This window comes from Calditrichota bacterium (genome assembly GCA_020637445.1).
Classification (GTDB): Bacteria; Electryoneota; RPQS01; order RPQS01; family RPQS01; genus JABWCQ01.
In genome coordinates, this window is record JACJVZ010000002.1 from 407,261 (window position 1) to 427,846 (window position 20,586).

General features: G+C 53.7%; 23 protein-coding genes. 22 read left to right on the plus strand and 1 reads right to left on the minus strand.

Going from position 1 to position 20,586, the window contains the following annotated elements; translation table 11 throughout:
• Positions 1–179: 179 nt before the first annotated feature.
• From H6507_09575 to H6507_09610, 8 genes are all read left to right on the plus strand, one after another.
• Complete coding sequence (locus H6507_09575; GenBank protein MCB9369343.1) at positions 180–578, plus strand: hypothetical protein; 399 nt, start codon at positions 180–182, stop codon at positions 576–578.
• A gap of 29 nt (positions 579–607) precedes the next feature.
• Positions 608–1,738: a saccharopine dehydrogenase NADP-binding domain-containing protein gene (locus H6507_09580; protein ID MCB9369344.1), complete on the plus strand. Its 1,131-nt coding sequence runs from the start codon at positions 608–610 to the stop codon at positions 1,736–1,738.
• 97 nt (positions 1,739–1,835) lie between these two features.
• Positions 1,836–4,439: a T9SS type A sorting domain-containing protein gene (locus H6507_09585; protein MCB9369345.1), complete on the plus strand. Its 2,604-nt coding sequence runs from the start codon at positions 1,836–1,838 to the stop codon at positions 4,437–4,439.
• The gene (locus H6507_09590; GenBank protein MCB9369346.1) at positions 4,439–4,825 is read left to right on the plus strand and encodes a VOC family protein; all 387 of its coding nucleotides are present in this window, start codon (positions 4,439–4,441) and stop codon (positions 4,823–4,825) included. Before H6507_09585 ends, H6507_09590 begins: the two co-directional genes overlap by 1 nt.
• A 95-nt stretch (positions 4,826–4,920) precedes the next feature.
• Positions 4,921–5,544 carry a T9SS type A sorting domain-containing protein gene (locus H6507_09595; protein MCB9369347.1) on the plus strand — a complete coding sequence of 208 codons (624 nt, stop codon included), beginning with the start codon at positions 4,921–4,923 and terminating at the stop codon, positions 5,542–5,544.
• Between the two features lie 34 nt (positions 5,545–5,578).
• The gene (locus H6507_09600) at positions 5,579–6,613 is read left to right on the plus strand and encodes a virulence RhuM family protein (protein MCB9369348.1); all 1,035 of its coding nucleotides are present in this window, start codon (positions 5,579–5,581) and stop codon (positions 6,611–6,613) included.
• Positions 6,614–6,781: 168 nt separating this feature from the next.
• Entirely contained in the window at positions 6,782–7,624 is an 843-nt protein-coding gene (locus tag H6507_09605) for an LOG family protein (GenBank protein ID MCB9369349.1), read from the plus strand.
• Positions 7,621–8,160, plus strand: coding sequence for a rhodanese-like domain-containing protein (locus tag H6507_09610; protein ID MCB9369350.1), 540 nt, complete (start codon positions 7,621–7,623; stop codon positions 8,158–8,160). The genes H6507_09605 and H6507_09610 overlap by 4 nt, the downstream gene beginning before the upstream one ends.
• 106 nt (positions 8,161–8,266) lie before the next feature.
• Here the strand turns inward: H6507_09610 and H6507_09615 are convergent, their stop codons facing one another.
• The gene (locus H6507_09615) at positions 8,267–9,640 is read right to left on the minus strand and encodes a DUF262 domain-containing protein (protein MCB9369351.1); all 1,374 of its coding nucleotides are present in this window, start codon (positions 9,638–9,640) and stop codon (positions 8,267–8,269) included.
• Positions 9,641–10,019: 379 nt separating this feature from the next.
• Between H6507_09615 and H6507_09620 the strand changes: the two genes are divergently transcribed.
• The 14 genes from H6507_09620 to gyrA all read left to right on the plus strand — a co-directional run bounded on the left by H6507_09620 (position 10,020) and on the right by gyrA (position 20,583).
• Positions 10,020–10,499, plus strand: a complete 480-nt coding sequence (locus H6507_09620) for a DoxX family membrane protein (protein ID MCB9369352.1) — start codon at positions 10,020–10,022, stop codon at positions 10,497–10,499.
• 10 nt (positions 10,500–10,509) lie between these two features.
• Positions 10,510–12,279, plus strand: coding sequence for a T9SS type A sorting domain-containing protein (locus tag H6507_09625; GenBank protein MCB9369353.1), 1,770 nt, complete (start codon positions 10,510–10,512; stop codon positions 12,277–12,279).
• A 121-nt stretch (positions 12,280–12,400) separates the two neighbouring features.
• Positions 12,401–13,405, plus strand: a complete 1,005-nt coding sequence (locus H6507_09630) for an esterase (protein ID MCB9369354.1) — start codon at positions 12,401–12,403, stop codon at positions 13,403–13,405.
• Between the two features lie 126 nt (positions 13,406–13,531).
• Positions 13,532–14,155, plus strand: a complete 624-nt coding sequence (locus H6507_09635; GenBank protein ID MCB9369355.1) for a putative metal-dependent hydrolase — start codon at positions 13,532–13,534, stop codon at positions 14,153–14,155.
• Positions 14,155–14,679, plus strand: a complete 525-nt coding sequence (locus H6507_09640; GenBank protein ID MCB9369356.1) for a putative metal-dependent hydrolase — start codon at positions 14,155–14,157, stop codon at positions 14,677–14,679. Before H6507_09635 ends, H6507_09640 begins: the two co-directional genes overlap by 1 nt.
• Before the next feature lie 26 nt (positions 14,680–14,705).
• Entirely contained in the window at positions 14,706–15,275 is a 570-nt protein-coding gene (locus tag H6507_09645; protein MCB9369357.1) for a hypothetical protein, read from the plus strand.
• The gene (locus tag H6507_09650) at positions 15,275–15,598 is read left to right on the plus strand and encodes a nucleotidyltransferase domain-containing protein (GenBank protein ID MCB9369358.1); all 324 of its coding nucleotides are present in this window, start codon (positions 15,275–15,277) and stop codon (positions 15,596–15,598) included. The genes H6507_09645 and H6507_09650 overlap by 1 nt, the downstream gene beginning before the upstream one ends.
• Positions 15,585–15,920 carry a DUF86 domain-containing protein gene (locus H6507_09655; protein MCB9369359.1) on the plus strand — a complete coding sequence of 112 codons (336 nt, stop codon included), beginning with the start codon at positions 15,585–15,587 and terminating at the stop codon, positions 15,918–15,920. The genes H6507_09650 and H6507_09655 overlap by 14 nt, the downstream gene beginning before the upstream one ends.
• The gene (locus tag H6507_09660) at positions 15,917–16,255 is read left to right on the plus strand and encodes a hypothetical protein (protein MCB9369360.1); all 339 of its coding nucleotides are present in this window, start codon (positions 15,917–15,919) and stop codon (positions 16,253–16,255) included. The genes H6507_09655 and H6507_09660 overlap by 4 nt, the downstream gene beginning before the upstream one ends.
• A 15-nt stretch (positions 16,256–16,270) precedes the next feature.
• The gene (locus H6507_09665; protein MCB9369361.1) at positions 16,271–16,642 is read left to right on the plus strand and encodes a hypothetical protein; all 372 of its coding nucleotides are present in this window, start codon (positions 16,271–16,273) and stop codon (positions 16,640–16,642) included.
• Positions 16,643–16,661: 19 nt separating this feature from the next.
• The gene (locus H6507_09670; protein MCB9369362.1) at positions 16,662–16,973 is read left to right on the plus strand and encodes a hypothetical protein; all 312 of its coding nucleotides are present in this window, start codon (positions 16,662–16,664) and stop codon (positions 16,971–16,973) included.
• Between the two features lie 46 nt (positions 16,974–17,019).
• On the plus strand, positions 17,020–17,529 hold the full coding sequence (locus tag H6507_09675) for a DUF1572 family protein (protein MCB9369363.1): 510 nt from the start codon (positions 17,020–17,022) through the stop codon (positions 17,527–17,529).
• Between the two features lie 18 nt (positions 17,530–17,547).
• Entirely contained in the window at positions 17,548–18,000 is a 453-nt protein-coding gene (locus H6507_09680) for a hypothetical protein (protein ID MCB9369364.1), read from the plus strand.
• 72 nt (positions 18,001–18,072) lie between these two features.
• Complete coding sequence (gyrA, locus tag H6507_09685) at positions 18,073–20,583, plus strand: DNA gyrase subunit A (protein ID MCB9369365.1); 2,511 nt, start codon at positions 18,073–18,075, stop codon at positions 20,581–20,583.
• Positions 20,584–20,586: the final 3 nt, after the last annotated feature.

A 20,586-nucleotide genomic window follows, 5' to 3' on the forward strand; every position in this document is an offset into this window, starting at 1 on the left:
TCGTTTGAAACGATCTGCTGACTCAGAAAACGTGAAACCGGGAATTTCACGTGTTTAGTAGACGGCGTGTGCCTGCGCTGAGAAGTAAGTCTGAGGGAAGCTGAAGAGAAAAGTCTTAAGGGGAGAGGATCATGATGTCGATTACCTAAGAATACGAAACCCGCAGATCGAGAATTGCTATGAGCTTTGTTAGACACGGTAGGAATTCCCGTGGACGAAAGAATTCCCGCGGCACAATTCCTGAATCCAAAGATGGCTATGTCGTGCAAGTGCACTTTGCAGGACGGCCCGCAACAACGAAACGATTGATGAACACGCTGCGGCGTGACATACAAGCCTACCTCGACGCGCTGCGAAGCAGCGGACAGCTACTGATCGCCGGACGGTATCTCTCGTCCGTGGGCGGCATGTGGCTCTTGAAAGTTCGAACCATGGGAGACGCGGAGCGGATTGCCCGCGACTATCCCCCGATCAAAAAAGACTATCTCACCTTCAGAATAAATGTGCTGGTTGACACTGACAACGTGCTGATGACTTCCATTAGTCACGAGCGCGATAGTTCTTTGCAGCCAGCTTAATATCCCGCTCGTCGCGGGAGAATATTTCCATGCACCCTGAAATTTTGATTTTGGGCGCGGGCCTGATGGGCCGTGTTGCCGCGCACTTTTTTGTCCATCATCCAGACGGACCTTACAAAATCCGGCTCGCCGACCTTTCGCGAGGCGCAGTGGACGAAGCCGTGGAATGGCTGAACTCCGATTTGGTGGAATCGACGACCGTAGACGTGCGACGCGACGACTCGCTTGAAAAAGTGCTGACGGGTATCAAAGTTTGCCAGTCGTGCGTTCCGTATTTTCTGAATCCGATGATTGCGCGCGCGTGTTTGGCAAACGGTGTTTCGTTCGTGGACTTGGGCGGCAATCCGGAAGTGACGGACAAAATTCTGTCGCAGGACGCTGAGGCGAAAGCCAAAGGTGTCAGTTTGATTCCCGATACGGGGCTTGCGCCGGGCTTGACAAATATTTTGGCGATGGAACTCGTGCGGCGATTCGAAAAATGTGACGACGTGCACGTGCGCGTGGGCGGGTTGCCGCTGGAACCAATTGGCCGTCTGAAGTATGCGCAGTTCTTTTCGATCCATGGACTGCTGAACGAATATTTGGAAGACGCCCGCGAAATTCGCGACGGCAAAGAAGTCTTGGTGAAGTCGCTGGATGAAGTCGAGCGGCTGGATTTCGAAGGCGTCGGTGAACTTGAAGCATTCATTACGTCGGGCGGCACGTCGACTTTGACGCGCACGCTGCTGGGAAAAGTGCAGCGGCTCGACTATAAGACTATTCGCTATCCCGGACACGCTAATTACTTACAGTTTCTGCGCGAGATCGGCTTGACGTCAAAGCGAGAATTCTTGTTCGGCGGCAATACTGTTTCGCCGCGCGAAGTGCTGACTCACGCGCTGGACGAATCGCTGCAAAAGAACGTGCCGGACCGGGTGCTGGTACGCGTATGGGCAACAGGCGACGGCGGTCGCGAAGAATCGCTGGAGCTGAACGTGCTGCGCGACGACGTAAACGGCATTTCCGCGATGGGGCAGATGACGTCGTTCCCGTCGGCTGCGATAACCAGAGCGATTTACATGGGGCAAATACCTGCCGGCGCTCATCCACAAGAAACAGTAATGAGTTTCGAGACTATGAAAAGCGAATTGGAATTGAGGTGGATCGGATTTAGAAAGTAGTTCAAAATCAGCCGGTACCACCGGCTGATTTGCGCTCGTTACATTATATATGCGCAGCAGCGTTTTGGTCGGAAGATTCATTCGAAGGGAGAATGATATGAAGGCGACGGCTGTTGGATTTTTGAGTTTAGTTTTGATCTTTGGAATAGGTGTGGCGCATGCACAATTCAGTGTGATTCTCATTGGCTTGGATTCAGTCCTCACCGATTCATGCGGAGGAGGAAATCCGCTGCCGGACGGACCGCCGGTTTATATTCTTTGGGATCAGGATGGCGACGGTCCGGATTGTTGCGATCCTCAACCGCCGGTAGGAGATTGTTTTGCTTGCTGCAATTTCAACACGTTCTTGATGAACGGTGAAGAATTGCTTGGTGAGCCGGGCACATTTGGAACAGATCTTCCGTTCTCGATCGCGGCCAGCACGCCGCAGCCCAGCCGCTATTACTTACGTGTTTGCGCGCAGACTCAAAACGTCATGTGGACGTCCGCGGTTTTCATAGTTGAAGACGGATTTCAAGAAATTCATATCAGCGACTGGACGTGCGGGCCGTGCGAAATTTTCAACCGCCCCGGGAACATTACGGGCTTGACCGCATCACAAGGCCGGTGTCGGCAAGTTGAATTGGTGTGGGACGCCGACCCTGACGCCGACGGTTACTACATTTACGAAAACGGAGATTCAATCGGTCAAGCCGTGGGCAACTTCCATGAGTACTGGACAGAACCGACTGCGGGACCATGCAACAACTACTCTGTGCGAGGTTACAATGATTTCGGGTTAGGGCCGATGAGCGCGGAAGTAGAGGGATGTTATCTTGAAGAACTTCCGGACGTAAGCGGCGTGACCGGAACGAGGGATCTGTGCGGCATCGTGCGGTTGACATGGGATCCGGTGTCGAATGCGGATTCTATTCTCGTGTATTGGGAAGAACTGCTTGTGGGTACGTTGAGCGGCAATGCGATTTCTTATGACCATGTGGTTGGACCAAGTTGGTACAATCAGACGCACTACTACTATGTTGCGTCATTCAATGTGTGCGGCACAAGCGGTTGGATGGAAACGGAGGGGCGCGCGCTTCCGCCGATTCCCGCGGTCAACCTGACGTCGGCAAGCAGCGAATTCACGAGCCACGTTCACCTCGAATGGCACGAAGTAGCCAACATTCACGGATACGAAATCTGGCGAAATCCGGAAAATGCTGTGCGGCAATATGAGTTGCTGACGACCGTTGCTCCGGATTTTGCCAGCTACGACGACTATTCAACGGAGCCGGGACAGGGGTACTATTACAAAGTGCGCGGATTTTCGCAAGGGTGCCAAGGCGGATTCAGTCTCGAACAGCGCGGCGAAAGAATTGCCGTGGAACCAATTCGATTCGGAGAAATTCTCGTCACGGACAATCTCAGCGGAGTGATGTCGGCAGTGAGTGGGGATTTCGACAACGACGGAGACGTGGACGTTGCCGCAGCGGGGATGTTTGCAAACAGGGTCTGCTGGTACGAGAACAACGGCGACTGGGGATTCACCGAGCACGTGTTGATTTCCGGTTGGCACGGTGCGCGCGCTGTAGCTGCGGGCGATTTCGACGGCGACGGGGATTTGGATATCGCGGCGGTGGCGAGGTTTGAAAATGCGCTGGTGTGGTTTGAACAGGAACCGTTCGGTCACTTTGCTCTTCACGCCATTTCGGGAGAGGTGATGGGCGCGAGTGACGTGATTGCAGTGAACACAAATCACAATGACACGCTGGAGATTATGACGGCGGCGGCTGACGGCGGAGAAATATCGCTGTGGCACTATCAGGGCGGTTCAAGTTTTGAACGCGAGTCATTTGCGACGAATATGCCGGGGATTCGCTCGTTGTCAAGTCTGTGGATTACGGTTCCGAACAACTTGTGGTTCTTTGGAGCCGCGCGGGAAACCGGCGAATTGGCGCAGTGGACTCCGGGCTCGCATACCAAGCAAACACTGGGCTTTTTCCCCGGAATCAGCTCATGCGGATCGGCACAGATGAATGTTGAGGTCGACAGCCTGCACGACGTGTTCCTTTGTGCTGCGGATATTCACTACTTGGGCTGGGTTGATTGGACGACCGGCGAACAACATGACGTATCCCATCTGATCGAATCTCCGCGCGGTGTTTCAGCGGCGGATATGGACGGTGACAGGCGAGATGACTTACTGCTTGCCGCGAATTCGGAAATCTCTTGGTGGCGGAATACTCCGAATAGATTCTACCGGAATGTGATTGCGGACGATCTGCCGCAGGCGAGGGTTGTGCGCGGATTTGACGCGGACGATGACGGCGACGTGGATATTCTCGCCGCGGGCGGCAACGAAATCCGGTTGTATCTATCTGCGCTGACGGACGGCCAGTTTAACAGTGCGGTTGCGAAGCCTGTGGGTGATACGCCGCAGGAAACGTTTGGAATTGCGACCGGGTTCGCGCTTCATGAAAACTATCCAAACCCGTTTAATCCAAGCACGACGATTGCATTCAATTTACCGGAAGCGGTGCGCGTGAAACTTGTCGTGTATGACGTCATTGGAAAGGAAGTTGCGCGGCTGTTGGATGGAGAAAGCGGAGCGGGATTGCACACGGTTGTGTTTGACGGCAGAGCCCTGCCGAGCGGAGTTTATTTCTACAGGCTCGAAGCGGGCGCGCTGGTTGATACCCGCAAAATGGTATTGATGAAGTGATGAAACAGATATTGACGATTCTTGCCGTGGACGATTTTCAGAGATCGCTTGAGTTTTACCGTGCGGCATTCGGATTCAAGCAAACGGTGGACGTGCCGGTTTATGCCGAATTCGAAATGGAAGACGGGCGCAAGATCGGAATCTACGACCGCAAGAGTTTTGGCGCGAACACCGGTGTTGTGCCGCTGAAGATCGAAGCGGGCCAACTTTCCGGCGCGGAGTTGTATTTTCATTGTGAGGATCCCGAAGAACAGTGCGCGAAACTAATTCAGGCGGGCGCAGTCGAGCTTTCTCCATGGCAGGCGCGCGCGTGGGGAGATGACGCAGCCTATTTTCGGGACTTTGACGGACATGTAATTGTGATTGCGAAGGAGAAGGAGTCGTGAGGCAATGGACATTGTTGGCGGTGCTTATTTTGTTTTTGTGCAAGATAACAAGTGCACAGCCCTATACAATTGTTGTCTGCAACACTCCTTCCCCCTTGCCGGATTCTTGCGGTGGAAATGGTTGGATTCCGAATGGATCAGTTGTTTCGCTGTGGCACGATCTTGGTCCGCGGGGTGTTGATCCGACGGACACTCTTTTGCAGACGGCAATTGTCAATCACCATGAGATAAACGGTCTTGAAGGTCTGTTCTGTTTCGAGCTTGTACATTCGTTTCCGAGTGGGTTCTGGACCTACATCTTTGCGGACAACTGCGACGCGGATACTCGGTTTAGAGCGGATTCTCTGTACTTGCCGGGCGGGGCTAATTTCAACATTGATCTCCTTCAAGAAGCTTGGGACTGTGTATCGTGTCAGGTGACCGGTATCGGTGAAACGCCTGTCACCGAGTTGCCGTCCTCTATCACCCTTCATCCCAACTACCCCAACCCCTTCAACCCGACAACAGAGATTTCGTTCGAGTTGCCGCGCGCGACTAACGTATCATTGCGCGTATTCGATCTGTTGGGCCGCGAAGTTGCGGTGTTGGTGAATGGAGACATGAGCGCCGGCGCGCACCGAGTCGAGTTCAATGGCAAAGAGCTTGCATCGGGAGTCTATTTCTATCGGTTGGATGCGGGAGAGTTTTCGCGGACGCGGAAGATGGTGCTTCTGAAGTAGGAGAAAAGTGACAGAGAATCAGCGGAATGAAATTATGGCGCCATCAGGTCAAGTGCTGATCTATCAAGACGGCTCGCTGGAGTTGCAAGTGCGGCTCGACGGAGAGACAGTTTGGTTGCCACAGCGCCAGATCGCAGAGCTGTATCAAGTTTCGGTTAAGACCGTAAGCGAGCATCTTACAAACATTTACGCCGAGAACGAGGTCAACGCTGCGGCAACTATCCGGAATTTCCAGATAGTTCAAATTGAAGGTGACCGCGAGGTTTCGCGGAAGGTTGACCACTACAATTTGGACGCGATTCTCGCCGTGGGGTATCGTGTGCGGTCCCAACGCGGAACACAATTCCGCCAATGGGCCACGACGCGATTGTCAGAGCTGCTCATCAAAGGCTTCACGATGGACGATGAGCGGATCAAAGCTGGACAGACGCTCGGTCACGACTACTTTAATGAGCTGCTCGAACGGATTCGCGAGATTCGAGCGTCCGAGCGGCTCTTTTATCAGAAGATCACAGATATTTACGCGACGAGTGTTGACTATGATTCCAGGGCGGAAGTGACGCAGTCGTTTTTCGCCACGGTGCAGAACAAATTGCACTGGGCGATACACGGACACACTGCTCCCGAAATCGTTCAGAAGCGAGCCAACGCGGAGCTTCCGAACATGGGTTTGACGACGTGGAAGAACGCACCGCACGGCGCGATTCGCAAAACCGACGTCGGCGTTGCCAAGAACTACTTAACTCACGAAGAGATCGACGCGCTCAACCGAATTGTCACGATGTACCTGGACTATGCCGAAGATCAGGCCAAACGCCACAAGACGATGCACATGGCAGAGTGGATTGAGAAACTGGACGCCTTTTTGAAATTCAACGAGCGCGAGATACTGCTAAACCCCGGGACGATTTCCCACGAGCTCGCCCTTGATCATGCCAACGCGCAGTTCAAGCTGTACAAAGAGAAGGTGAAGACAATCTCAGATTTTGATAAATTCATCGAAGAATCCAAGAAACTGGCAAAGAGTTTGCCCAAAAAAGAATCCACCACAAAGCGCAAACCCAGTTAGGAAGTAGGCTGCCGCACCTCCCAATTTTCGCTTGATTGCTTGATGGTTTAATAAAAACAAAAACTTCCGACGGGGAGTTGCCGGAAGAATGGGGAACCTCCCTGTATTTTCAGGGGTTTATGAAATATCCGCCTTTTGAGCGCGGATGAGAAAGGATTTCGATTTTTGATTGAAAGCGATAAGGACTTTTATCCCAAGGCCTACGAGAACCTGAGGTTTCTCCATAGCGCGCACGCGCGCTCCTTGCGGATATTGGCCGAGTACCTCGAGCCGCAATCGCGGCTTCGTCTGCAAAAGATTCGCAGCACGATTGTATTCTTCGGCTCCGCGCGTTCGGTGCCGGAAGAAGAACTCGAAGATCAGCTTACCAAACTCCGCGAGCAGTGGAACAATGAAGACGGCATGACTCCGGCGATTGTGCAAAAGCGCACGGAATCGTTTCACCGTCTGACACACTACTACCACGAAGCGGAAAGACTCGCGGCAAAACTCGCGGCGCACTATCAGCAGATGCCCGATCCGCGCGACCGCCACGTGATTTGTTCCGGCGCCGGACCGGGAATGATGGAAGCGGCCAACCGCGGCGCGCAAAAGATCGGCGCGAAGACGGTCGGCTTGTCTATCAGCCTACCGCACGAACAGGGAGTGAACCGTTATCTCGAACCGCCGTACACGTTCGAGTTTCACTACTTCTTCATGCGGAAATACTGGTTCGTATATTTGTCGCGCGCACTCGTCGCGTTTCCGGGAGGATTCGGAACACTCGACGAACTTTTCGAGTCGCTGACGCTCGTGCAGACGCAGAAGATTCGCCGCAATTTGCCGATCGTGTTGTTCGGCACCGAGTTTTGGCTGAAGGTCATCAACTTCGACATGCTGATCGAATGGGGTGTGATCTCGGCTGACGATATGGACCTGATCAAGATTACCGACGACGTGGATGAAGCCTACGAATATTTGGTTGACCGCATCGACGTCTCGCGCGCATTAGAAACCACCGAGGAACCATGAGTTTAGGTAAACAAATTTCGACTCTCTTTGTCGCCGCGCTTCTGTTGGGGTTGGGAACACGCGTGGCCACACACAATGAGATGCCGTTTTGGGGTCATTGGGAACCGTTGAAGTTGATTCAACCGCCGACGAGCATTGCTGATGACGCCGCTGCGAAGCCGGACAGCACATTTGCCAAAGCCGAGAGCGCGTATGAAATCGATCTCGCCACGGCGATGGTTCTCTATATGAAGCGCTCGAAGAACAGCATTCACTTTATCGACGCGCGCGAGCCGGAAGTTTTTGCCGAAGGGCACATTCCCGGTGCGATCAACGTGTCGTTCGATCATCTTGACAAAGAGGCCGACAAGTTTCTTGCATTACCTAAAGAAGATCTGATGGTGCTCTATTGCGACGGCGGAGATTGCCATTTGTCGCATGATTTGGCCGAGTGGGCGTTGCAGATGGGTTACGGCAGGCTGGCAGTTTTCACCGGCGGCTGGGCAGACTGGAGTGCGGAGTCGGATATGGTGGAGACGGGTGCGGGCGGAAAATAGCAAATAGAAAATAGCAAATAGAAAAGAAGAAGGCTCCTTGCGGAGCCTTTATTTGTTTTAGGAGTAGAAAAGCCTTCAGATTCGAAATGTTCTTGAAACTGAACGCTCACCTTTGCACGACAGATTTGCGAGTTTCTTGCAATGACTTTCTGTTGCCTTTCATAGAGTTGTGCTTTGCGCAAAGCAATACGGCGTTGGCAAGCGATGTTCGACCACCCTTGCTATGAGGAACAACATGGTCGATTGTGAAGGTGTCCCAGTCGAGCCGCTCTCCGCAAACCGCGCACTGCTTCTTCTTTGTCTTATTCCAAATACGCCGACGTTGTTCTGCCGTGAATCCGCGCCGCGGATCCTTTGCATCGAAGATTGGCCGAATCAGGGCGTCGAGAATGCTTTGGCGAAGCTCTCGCTGCTCTTTCTTATCCGTGCTGCGTGTGACCGTTGCGTGGTAGTTGCGGAACTGCTCCATTGTGGCGGACACTCGCTTTCCTTTCTTGATGTTTAGGGCTACAGCGTCAACGCTGTCCGCAAAATGTCGCATTGCGTTCCATGCGTTTTGATTCCGCGCACTATTCGTCAAGATCAATCCCTCGCGTTCATACTGTTCTATCAAAACCGCCAGTGAATAAAAGTCTGAGGCCTGCCGCAGCCGCGTCTCCCGAAGTTTAGGAAACATCCTTTTGATCCTGTTTAGTGCTCGCGTTACGGACTGTTCCGCCCTTTTCAAAACAGTGCCGCGAATTATGTCCGCGCTCATCACTTTGTCCAAAGCGGCCTTCCGATCTGTCACTTCTCCTTGTACTGAGGCTAAGAGCAATTCGCACATCAGTTCGACGTGCTTCATTCTGCTTGCTTGGTTTTCGTTTACAATGCGTTGTGACCTAAAATACGGTTCGAACTTGCGCGCCATTCGGCTCGCTGTTTTGAGAAAAATGCTAGTGCTGTACCGTGCGTTGCGCTTTTCTGCTCCTGTCAGTGCTTTTCCTGTAGAATTGATACGCACGAACAGAGAGATTATTTCGTGAATATCTCCTTCGACTTCTATTGTGTTAACCTTGTAGTATTCAAGTTTTGATTGTTGACGGGACTTTTGCAATTCTCGCCAGCTGAGCCTCATTCGTTTGCCGTCGTCGGTATCGAAGGGAGTGTCAAACAAGTAGCGTTTTCCCATTTTCCCCATATACATGAGCACGGTTTCGATACGTTGTTTTCCGTCGACGACGTCAAAAATCATGTCGCCGGTCCGCTCATCAATTCGTTTGTAGAGAAAAATGCTGGGAAGGGGGTAGTTGCGAAGGATTGAGTCAATCAAGTTTTCCCTGTCTTTCTTGCTCCAAACGGATTTGCGCTGAAACCCGGGCGAGAGATTGAGCCTCTTGCGCTCATAGAGAGACACGAGGTTGTCAATGGCTCTTGTTTCCGGCCGAAAAGTAAGGTTTTCGTCAAGCTCATGCAATGCGGGTTTCTGTTTTCTTGCCATTCTCTGTTCCTTTTACAAGAAATGTGTTTGAGGGCTAAATGTATCGGTAATCGCGGTTGTCGCGTTCGAAAAGATCAAATGCCGCGAGCATTTGACACCCGCTCCGGAGGACCGGGAAATACAGTCTGCCCTGCAGCGACAGCGAGGGGCGCAAAAAGCAGGAACAATATGGCCAAGAAGCGCATGTGAATAAGGTAACTTGGGGGGGCTGGGAAGTCAAGGGGCGAGGCAGAAATAACGAATTGATGGGGGATGGGGGATGGGGGATGGAAGGAAGAGGAAAAGTAACTTAGAACGGCGCAATTTCGCCTCGTAAGTTCTTGAAAATATCGGAGGTTTGGCTTGACTTTGTGAAAAAAGCTCCATATACTGAAAGGTTATGAATAAAAGTCTTCGCGAACAGGTTTTTACCGGACTGGATTGGACGTTTCGCCTGCTTTTGGCGGGGCTTTTCTTGTATGCCGCGTGGCCCAAAATGTTGGACCCCGAGGGCTTCGCGCGATCTATCACAAACTACAAAGTCACACTCCCTGTCGTGGGGCAAAACTACGTATACTTGTCCGCGATGTTCCTGCCCGCACTCGAAGCCGTGGCCGCTGTATGCTTGTTTTGGCCGAAACTCCGGCGCGGCGCAGCGCTCACGCTTGTGGTCTTGTTGTCCGTCTTCACCGTCTTGATCTTGCAAGCGGTCTTGCGCGGTCTCAATATTGACTGCGGATGTTTTGGAAGCTCCGCCATCTCCGCCGCCCTCGCTACAAAAGTCGGCTGGACCAAAATTCTCGAGAACCTCGGCTATCTCGCCGCCGCAATTTTTGTCTATCTGCGGGCCTGTCCCCCCAAACCGAAGTACAGACTTTAGGAGTTCGCGAATGCGATCCTTCGTTTGCGCCCTGATTGTTCTGCTGTTTGGACTTCAAAGCGCGTTCGCTGGTTTGACACAGATTCCCAGGAAACCCGACGTCATGCCGGAGTTCCGCGTGCCGCGCGACGGCTCGCGCGCACTCGACGAATCGTGGGTGTATGTGCAAACTCTCTACGACGGCGCAACCTCATCCCCCGCTTACTGGAACGCTGTGCCCGTCGGGTTTGCGAAAGCGAACCAAGGACGAGCTTTCATTGCATCGCTGCACACCGTCTTCCGTACTTTGGACGGCGGCCGCACATGGAGCAACTTGGATCCATCACCCGCGCCGTCAAACTCGCCTTCCTTTAATTCTCTCCGCGACCCCATCTACATCACCGATATCGCGTGGCGGCCCGTCCAACGACAAGAGGTGAGCTCCGACAGTCTGTACCTTTCGGCTTTCAACGCGCAGCAAGACACGGGAATCGTTCGTCTGCTTCGCGGCGCGGGGAATTCATATGTCGTTTGGGCGGAAACGCTGCTGCTTGCTCAGCGCTGGCTGACGACCATTGCGGCTCCGGATTCAAATACCGGCGTGGCGATTGCCGGGTTGGATGCAAGAATTTTTCGCAATGATTCCATGCAAACGTCGCGTACGTGGGATGCTCTGCCAGAACATTTCAACGGGACGTGGGTGAAAGAGATCACCGTCTCCGGAAACTTCGTTTATGCGGTTGGTTCGACGCAATGGCTGTCGCTTGATCGCGGCTATTCGTGGCAAACGCTGCCGCCCGCAGATCCGTTAGGCGATTCCGACATTGATTTCGGACCCGGCGGCGCGCGCGGAATTGTCGGCGGCGGACAAGATAATCCGGCTTCAGGTTGGGTTCGCTACACGACGGACTTCGGACAAACGTGGTCGGCGCGCACGCTGCAAACGGACATTCCCATTCGCACGGTGCTTATGATCTCGGATTCCCTGGGATATGCCGCCGGTGGTTTGGCAAACGACGCAATTGGGCGCGTTTGGCGCACGACGGACGGAGGAGAAACGTGGCAGCTTCAGCTCGAAGCTGACGCGGAGATCACAGAACTTGGTTATGCGCGCGAAAGCGGCGGCTACATCAACGTGATTGCGGCGGGATATTACGCGGATTTCCGGTGCGGCGTGTGGAGGTCGCACGTGCCCTATCCCGACACCATCGGCGCGGCGATGCTGCTTTCGCAAGACACTTTGCGTTTCTACGCTGCGGTCGGACACTCGGAGCCGCAGCAAGTCTCGCTGAAGAACGTCGGAAGTGTTGATATCACGGTAACGGATTGGCTCGACGCCGGACCGTTTGTCATCGATTGCTGTTCGCAAGACGTGCTATTGCAGCCGGGCGATTCGATGATTGTGTCGGTGACGTTTGCTCCGGGAATAGACGGCGAGTACCAAAATTCGATTAGAGTACTGAATGACCGCAACGAATTTCTCGAGCTTAATGTGCTCGGCAGTACGCTGACGGATGCTTCTCCGCGCACGACTTTGCCGTCAGAGCTGTCGCTGAAAGTATCTCCCAATCCGGGGAATGCGGAGTTCCGGCTGAGCTATACACTCTCAAAGAGCAGCGACGTTGCGCTGAGAATTTTTGACACAACGGGCCGCGAAGTCACAACGCTCGTGGACGCGGACCGCGCAGGGGGCGAACATGTTTTGCAATGGAACGCGTCCGCGCTGCCAAGTGGAGTTTACTTCGCGGCGCTGCGAGCCGACGGAGCGAATGCTGTCGCGAAACTCGTGCTCATGAAGTAACCAGCGTGCCGCTGGACCCGCTTGTTAAGCGGGCGGATTGCCATCCGCCCCTACATAATTTTTGAATTGCGCTTGAAAGACTCCCCCTTATTCCCCCCGCGCAGCGCGGGGGAGACCTGAAATGAGACTTCGTGGTAGATTAGTTATTGAAGAATTTCGTTCGCGGTGCTTGGTTGGAAATCCACTGCGGGATGATGCCGTGCGTGAAACTCCCGTGTATCTGCCCGAAGGATTTACGACGGCCAATGAGTATCCGTTGATTATCGTTTTGTCGGGATTCACGGGCGGCGCGCTGACGCATTTGAATTGGAGTGCGTGGGGCGAAACGCTTCCCGAGAGAATCGAGCGGCTCATCATCGAGAAAGTGATTCCGCCGAGCGTCGTGATGATGCCGGATTGTTTCACGCGATTGGGCGGATCGCAATATATCAATTCTTCGGCGACGGGGGATTACGAAGATTACGTTTGCGGCGATTTATTGCCGTGGGCGCAGAAAGAGTTTCGCGCAGGGTTGACTCCTGACCAAACTGTAATCGTCGGGAAATCGTCGGGCGGCTATGGTGCGTTTGTGCTCGCGGCGCGGCATCCCGATTTGTTCGGTTGGTCTTTGGTGCATTCGGCGGACAGCTATTTTGAATACGGCTACTTGCCGGGATTTCCACAGACGTTGAAGGAGCTGCGGAAACACGCTTCGCCGCTCGACATGATCGCGCTTTATGGCAATCCGCAGAAACATGTTTCGCATGACGCGATCAATACGACGGGAATGTCGGCATGTTATTCGCCGAATCCAGAATCGCCGTACGGGTTTGACTATCCCTTTGATTTGGAAACGGGCGAGCTGCGTGATGACGTGTGGTCGCGGTGGCTGTCGCATGACCCTGTGCGGATGGCGACGGATGAACGGATCATCGAGAACTTGAAGAAGCTCTCGGGCCTATACATCGAATGCGGACTCTCCGACGAATTTCATTTGCAGTGGGGTGCGCGCATTTTGTCGACAAGACTTACGGACGCTGAAGTTCCGCACACGCACATCGAGTTTGAAGGCGGGCATTTTGGGTTGCAGTGGCGGTACGACGAAAGTCTCGGCTGGTGGGGGCGGCATTTGAAGGATGAACAGTAGAGTTTGTTGTTTATTGGATATCAAAACTCTTTAGTTTAATGGATAGGATTGCACAGGAGTGGCATCTGGCGCATAAGATGCCGAAGAACCCGACGCTTGAACAACGGATCGAGTGGCATATCGAGCATGCGAGACACTGCTCGTGCCGGAAAATGCCGGAGTCTATTGCCAAGGCAATCGCAGAACGAAAGAAAACGAAAAAAAAGAGCGCGTAACGTGGATTTTGATCATCAAAAATACCCGATTGGAAAATTCGACGGCAAGCGGCCCGACACGGCCGAAGAACGCGCGGAGATGATCGCTGTTTTGCGCGGACATCCGAAGAGGTTGCGCGACGCGGTGGCGGGACTTTCTGACGAGCAGCTCGACACGCCGTACCGCGAGGGTGCGTGGACAGTCAGACAGCTCGTGCACCACATCTGCGACTCGCACATGTACGCGTACATTCGCTTAAAACATGCGCTGACGGAAGATGACTATATGATCAAAGCATACAATCAGACGAATTGGGTGAACGCGCCGGACGGATCGCTGCCGGTCGAGTTTTCGCTGAATGTGCTGGACGCGCTGCACGAAAAATGGGCGCGGTTGTTTGAAGGAATTTTGCCGGAACAATATCACCGCGGGTTTGCACATCCGGATCGACCGAATGCGGATTTGGATATTCGCTGGCTGTTGGGACTTTATTCGTGGCACGGCACGCATCACATCGCGCACATCACGAAATTGCGCGAACGGATGGGCTGGTGATGGACGAAGCGCTGCGCTATCCGATTGGCAAGTTTGTTTACGCCGGTTTGGCGAGCGCGGCGGAATGTGCAGAGCGGGCGCGAGCGTTGCGCGATTTCCCGTGGGAATTGCGGGAAGCGGTTGCGGGTTTGAGTGACGCGCAGCTTGATACGCCCTACCGCGAGGGTGGGTGGACGGCGCGGCAAGTCGTGCATCATCTTGGTGACGGAAGCCTGCATTTCTTTTGCCGCACGATGACGACGATGACCGAAGCTGATCCGCACGTTATCGGATTCGAAGAAAACGATTGGATCAAGATGCCGGATCACGCGATTTCAGTCGAAGCGACACTGGCGATGCTCGACGGCATTCACGCGCGGTGGGATGCATTACTGACTTCGATGAAGCACGAAGATTACGCGCGGACGTTCATGCATTCGGACAACGGCGAAACGGTGCTGGATCAGCAGATCGTATATGCCGCGTGGCACTGCAAGCATCATACGGCACACATCACGTCACTGCGCAAGCGGATGGGTTGGTAGTTGAACTTCCCAACAAGGAGGACGACATGAGCGCGCGATTTATTTTGGCTGGAGTTTTTGGTGGACTCGCGATGTTTATGTGGGGTGCGATTTCGCACATGTTCTTGCCGTGGCACGACGCGACCTACAACACGTTCCGCGATGAAGACCTCGTGACCGAAGTGATGATGAAAGAAGCCGGCGAGTCGGGCATCTACATCGCGCCGATGGGCGACGTGTTGAATCCGAACCTTACGGGCGAGGCCAAGCACACGGCGCGGGACGAGATGTGGCAGAAATCTCTGCGCGGCCCGAACGTGTTCGTCTCTTTCCGCCGCGAAGGCATGAGCGGCATGGCGACGCCCATGATTTTGGATCTCTTGACGCTGATCGTAATGGCGTTTGTCATGCTGTTTCTGCTTCAGGCCGTACCGCAACTGACGTGGATGGGTAAGGTGTTGTTCGTTGTGATTGTGGGCACACTAGGCATGGCGCTCGTGCAAATGGAGCAATGGATCTGGTGGAGTTTTTCAAGTGGTTATGTGCTCGTGAATATTGTTGATGGTGCGGTGCGGTGGGCTGTGGGCGGGATGGTGCTCGCGAAGGTGGGGAAGTGATGAAAGACATTGTACTCTCGGAATTGGTTAATCCTGCGAAGCTCGCGGAGTTTTGCGCGAAATGGAAGATCGTCGAGTTCGCGCTCTTCGGTTCGGTGCTGCGCGATGACTTCGGGCCGGACAGCGACATTGACGTGCTGGTGGATTTTGCGCCGGATTCAGAGTGGGGATTGTACGAGCTTGTGGATATGGAAGACGAACTCAAGGTGCTTTTCGACCGCGATGTTGATTTAGTGTTGCGGCGCTCAATTCAGCGAAGCAAAAATCGATACAGCAGAGAACATATTTTAGGCACGGCGCGCACTGTTTATGTGGCGGGATAGAGCGCATTTGGAAAGCATCGCGCAATCTTGCGAGCGAATAGTTGGAAAGACCCTTGGAAGGACCTTTGAGGATTTCGCAAACTCGGAAGATCTTCACGACATTGTCGCGCTGCACATTGCCATAATCGGCGAATCGGCGCGTAAACTTAGTGACGAAACTAAGGAAAAGCTATCAGAAATCCCGTGGCATAAAGTCATTGGAATGCGAAATCGCATCGCACATGACTACAAAGCGACGGACAGCAGAGAGATTTGGATTGCGGCGACGAGAGATATTCCCGAGTTGCTTGTCGTTGTCAGCCGCGAATTGGACCGCCCATGAACATCTACCACGTCTGGTGCAACCTGAAAGAAACGCGGCGGGATCTTGAGTTTGTCGAGAACCTGCGCGCGTACATGGAGTACCTGATGAAGTCGGGGGAGATGGCGGCTTGGCGAGTGACGCGGAGGAAGTTGGGGTTTGGGCCTGCTGAACTGGGGGAGTTTCATATTACGATGGAGTTCAAAACGCTTGCGGAGCTTGAGCGCGCGTTCGGGGACGTGGCGACGCGCGTGGGCGAAGTCGAAGAGCTGCACCGCAAGGTGTTTGCGATGACCACGGATTTCAAATCAGGTTTGACGCGAGACTTTCCGGACCCCGAGCGGGTCTTGAAATAAACTATGGAGCAAAGGATGAAAAAACTACTTGTCTTAGCGTTCGCCGCGATGTTGGTCGTGGGTGTGACGCAAAATTATGCGCAGGACACCGGCGCAATCGAAGCGAAAAAAGAAATGCTCGCCAATGAAGCGGATTCGCTCGAAGCCCGCCGCCGCGCGATGCGAGAAGAGCAGACCGCGCTGGATACCAAGAGCATCGAACTCAAGCAAGAAATCACGCAGCTTGAAGCGCGACTGAAGGCCGCGAAACTTGAACTCAAGCGCAATGCGGTCGAGCAGAAGGACCTTGCAAAGCGCATGAAGGAGTTTAAGATCGACAAGAAACAACACAACATGGAAAAGAAGCAAACCAAGCGCGCTGAAAAAGAAGCGAAGAAGAACAAGTAAGCAGCGGGATTGATTGACTATGTCCGATATCAAAGTGAAAAAAGGCTGGCAGCCGGTCGAAGACGTGAACTGGGAAGGTTTCGAACGCGCCATTGCCGAATCGAAAAACAAACAGCAAATTCTCGCGCATCTGCGGAATCTTTTTGAACAAAAGGGTTACGCGAATATGATTCGCGCGGCGGAAGTCGCTTACAACAAACTCGTTGAAGTACTGCCGGGCAACAAGTCGTCCATCGGCGTACACACGTACGTGGATGGTAAGGAAATCTACTGCAACTTCCGCTTCGAGCCTGCCGGAGGAAAACAGGAGAAGGACGCGTTCGACTATTAAGGGTGGGGCACCCGCAGCGGGTGCCGCCGCGAGGGAAGGATAAGGGATGAAAGAAAATCCTTTAGAGCTGTTTTTGAGCGACAGCCAATTCTTGCTCAAAGAATATTTCCGACAAATTGAAGAGGCGGTGAATCGATTGGATGAAAAGCAGGTTTGGGCGCGGCCCAATCCAGCTTCGAATTCGATCGGGAATTTGCTCTTGCATTTGGCGGGGAATATCCGGCAGCACATCATTTCCGGCTGCGGCGGTGTGCCGGACGTGCGGAAACGGTCGCAAGAGTTTCATGTGAATTTTGATGAAATGCTCACGCCCACGAAGGGTGTGCTGCTGGCCGATCTTGAGCAGACGGTGAAGGAAGCGTGCGGCGTTTTGGCGACGCTTAATCCGTCCGAGCTGCTGGAGACGCGCGTGATTCAAAATAAGGAAGTAGTGGTCTTTCTGAATACGCACCATTCTATCGCGCACTTCGCATACCACACGGGACAGATTGTGATGCGTGTGAAGGACGTGACCGCGAAGGGTTTCTCGTGGTATGACTATCTGGAAGGGACGTAGAAGTTGCGCGAGTATCTTTTGAGACTCTTGGCACATGAAGCGTGGGCGAATCACACGCTTCTGAAGGCTCTCGAAAAAGAAACCAGTGTCGCACAAAGGGCACGCAACGCATTTGCGCATATCTGCGCCGCGCCGGAACTTTGGATGCGGCGGATCAACGGCGAAACGATTCCCCTCGAAGCGTGGTGGCCGATTTATGACGCGGAAAAACTGCCTGAAATAATCGAGAAGGGTGCGCGCGAATGGAGCAAATATCTGAACGCGCTGCCAGACCCGGTCACGGAGCACATGGTTGAAGTGATTTCCATTAAGGGTGAACCGATTACTTTCCGCGCGACGGATATTCTCACGCAGTTTCATAACCACTCGTGTCACCATCGCGGACAGATTGCCGTAATGTTCCGCTCTGCAGGGCTTGAACCGATCGTCACGGACTTTATTGTTTGGGCGAGAACGGTAGAGAATGGCTAAGACGTTGTCCAGCGTTTCTCAGATGATTGTAAATCCTTTGAAGAGAGTAATTGAGTTACAATAGAGCAGCACATGTCCGACAAAGATAATCTTGAATTGCAATTGGCCGGTAACGGGAACGGCGACTCGCGAATCATCCCGGTGAATGTCGAAGACGAAATGAAGTCTTCGTACATCAACTACTCCATGTCCGTGATCGTGTCGCGTGCCTTGCCGGACGTGCGCGACGGCTTGAAGCCCGTGCACCGCCGGATTCTTTACGGTATGCTCGAACTCGGACTCGGCGCGGGACGGTCGTATAAGAAATGCGCGCGTATTGTCGGTGATGTGATGGGTAAATACCATCCGCACGGCGATCAAGCGATCTACGATACGCTGGTGCGCATGGTGCAGGATTTCAGCTTGCGCTATCCGCTGGTCGACGGACAAGGCAACTTCGGTTCAGTCGACGGGGATGGCGCCGCGGCCATGCGTTACACCGAAGCGCGCATGAACCGCATCGCCGAAGAGATGCTCGCCGAAATCGACAAGAACACCGTGGATTTCGTACCGAACTACGACGAGTCGATTCAGATTCCGTCGGTGATGCCCGCGAAATTTCCGAATCTTCTCGTCAACGGATCGGATGGCATCGCGGTCGGTATGGCGACGCGCATTCCGCCGCACAATCTGACGGAAGTGTGCGACGCTGCGATTGCGATGATCGGAAACGAATCATTGACCGCGGCGGACTTGATGCAATACGTGACCGCGCCGGATTTTCCGACAGGCGGAATCATTTTTGGCAAGCAGGGAATTCGCGACGCGTATTTGACGGGCCGCGGAAAAATCGTGGTGCGCGCAAAGGCTAGTATTGAGCAGCCGGAAAAGGCGAATCAACGCACGCGCATTGTCGTCAATGAAATTCCGTACCAAGTCAACAAGACGCGCTTGATCGAGCGCATTGTGGATTTGGTGAACGACAAGAAAATCGAAGGTATTGCGGATATTCGCGACGAATCGGACCGCGACGGAATGCGGCTGGTGATTGAACTCAAGCGCGAAGCCGTGCCGGAAGTGGTGATGGCGTCGCTGTTCAAACACACGCCGATGCAGGAGTCCTTCGGCGTCATCATGCTTGCGCTGGTGCATGGTGTGCCGCGCGTGCTGACACTGCGCGATATGATCTCGGAGTTTCTCGAACACCGCAATGAAGTGACGTTGCGCCGCGTTCGCTTTGAGCTGCAGCAAGCGCTGGACAGACTGCACATCCTTGAAGGTTTGCAGATCGCCGTCGATCATATCGACGAAGTCATCAGTATCATTCGTGGGTCGTCGTCGCCGGAAGTTGCGGCGATGGAATTGCGCGACCGCTTTGGGTTGTCAGAGAAACAGTCCAAAGCGATTCTCGATATGCGTTTGGCGCGTTTGACGGGACTTGAACGCCAGAAATTGGCCGACGAGATCCGTGAAGTCAAGGCAAAGATCGCCGAACTGGAACCGCTGGCGAAAGACGAGAACCGCGCGCTGCGTTTGGCCGTCGTACAAAAGGAACTCGAAGAGATCAAAGAGAAATACGGCGACAAGCGACGCACGGAAGTCGTGGAAGACGAAGCCGAGGTGACGATTGAAGACTTGATTGCTCCGGAAGAGATGGTTGTCACGATTTCGCACTCGGGTTATGTTAAGCGTTTCCCGGTTTCGGGTTTCCGCAAACAGGGCCGCGGCGGACGCGGATCGCAGGGTGCGACCACGAAGGAAGAAGATTTCGTCGAAACGTTGTTTATTGCGTCGACGCACGACTATATTCTGTTCTTCACGGACCGCGGCAAATGCTATTGGCTGAAAGTTTACCAGATTCCGCAGATGGGACGCGGCACACGCGGCAAAGCGCTCGTGAACTTGATTGAACGCAGTGCCGAAGAAAAGGTACGCGCCTACGTCACCGTGAAGGAATTTGCGGAAGACAAGTACGTGCTAATGTGCACGAAGCGCGGAACCGTGAAAAAGACGGCATTGTCCGACTTCTCGAATCCGCGTTCGACTGGAATTATCGCCATTAACATCGCCGACGGAGACGAGCTGCTCGACGCCGCCTTGACCGACGGCAACAACGAAGTGATTATCGGTACGTCGGAAGGAAAGGCTGTGCGCTTTAATGAGAGCGATGTGCGCGCGATGGGCCGTACGGCGACGGGTGTGCGCGGGGTTTTGCTGAAGCCCAACGCTGAAGCCGTCGGCATGATTGTGGTACGCGGCGACTCGACGATTCTTACGGTTACGGAAAAAGGTTACGGCAAACGCGGCGACGTGTCGGGATATCGTTTGACAAAACGCGGCGCGGGTGGCGTGCTCGCTTTGAAGACGACGGATAAGACGGGTCCGTTGGTGGCCATGAAGGAAGTCGGCGACAGCGACGACTTGATTATCATCACCGAACAGGGTGTGGCGATTCGTCAGAGTGTCAAAGATATTCGCACGATGGGCCGCGCGACGCAGGGCGTGCGGTTGATTCGTTTGGATGACGGAGACAAAGTCGGCGATGTCGCAAAGATCGTGAATGAAGACGACGACAGTGAGATTGAGCTCGACACGTCGGCATAAAGT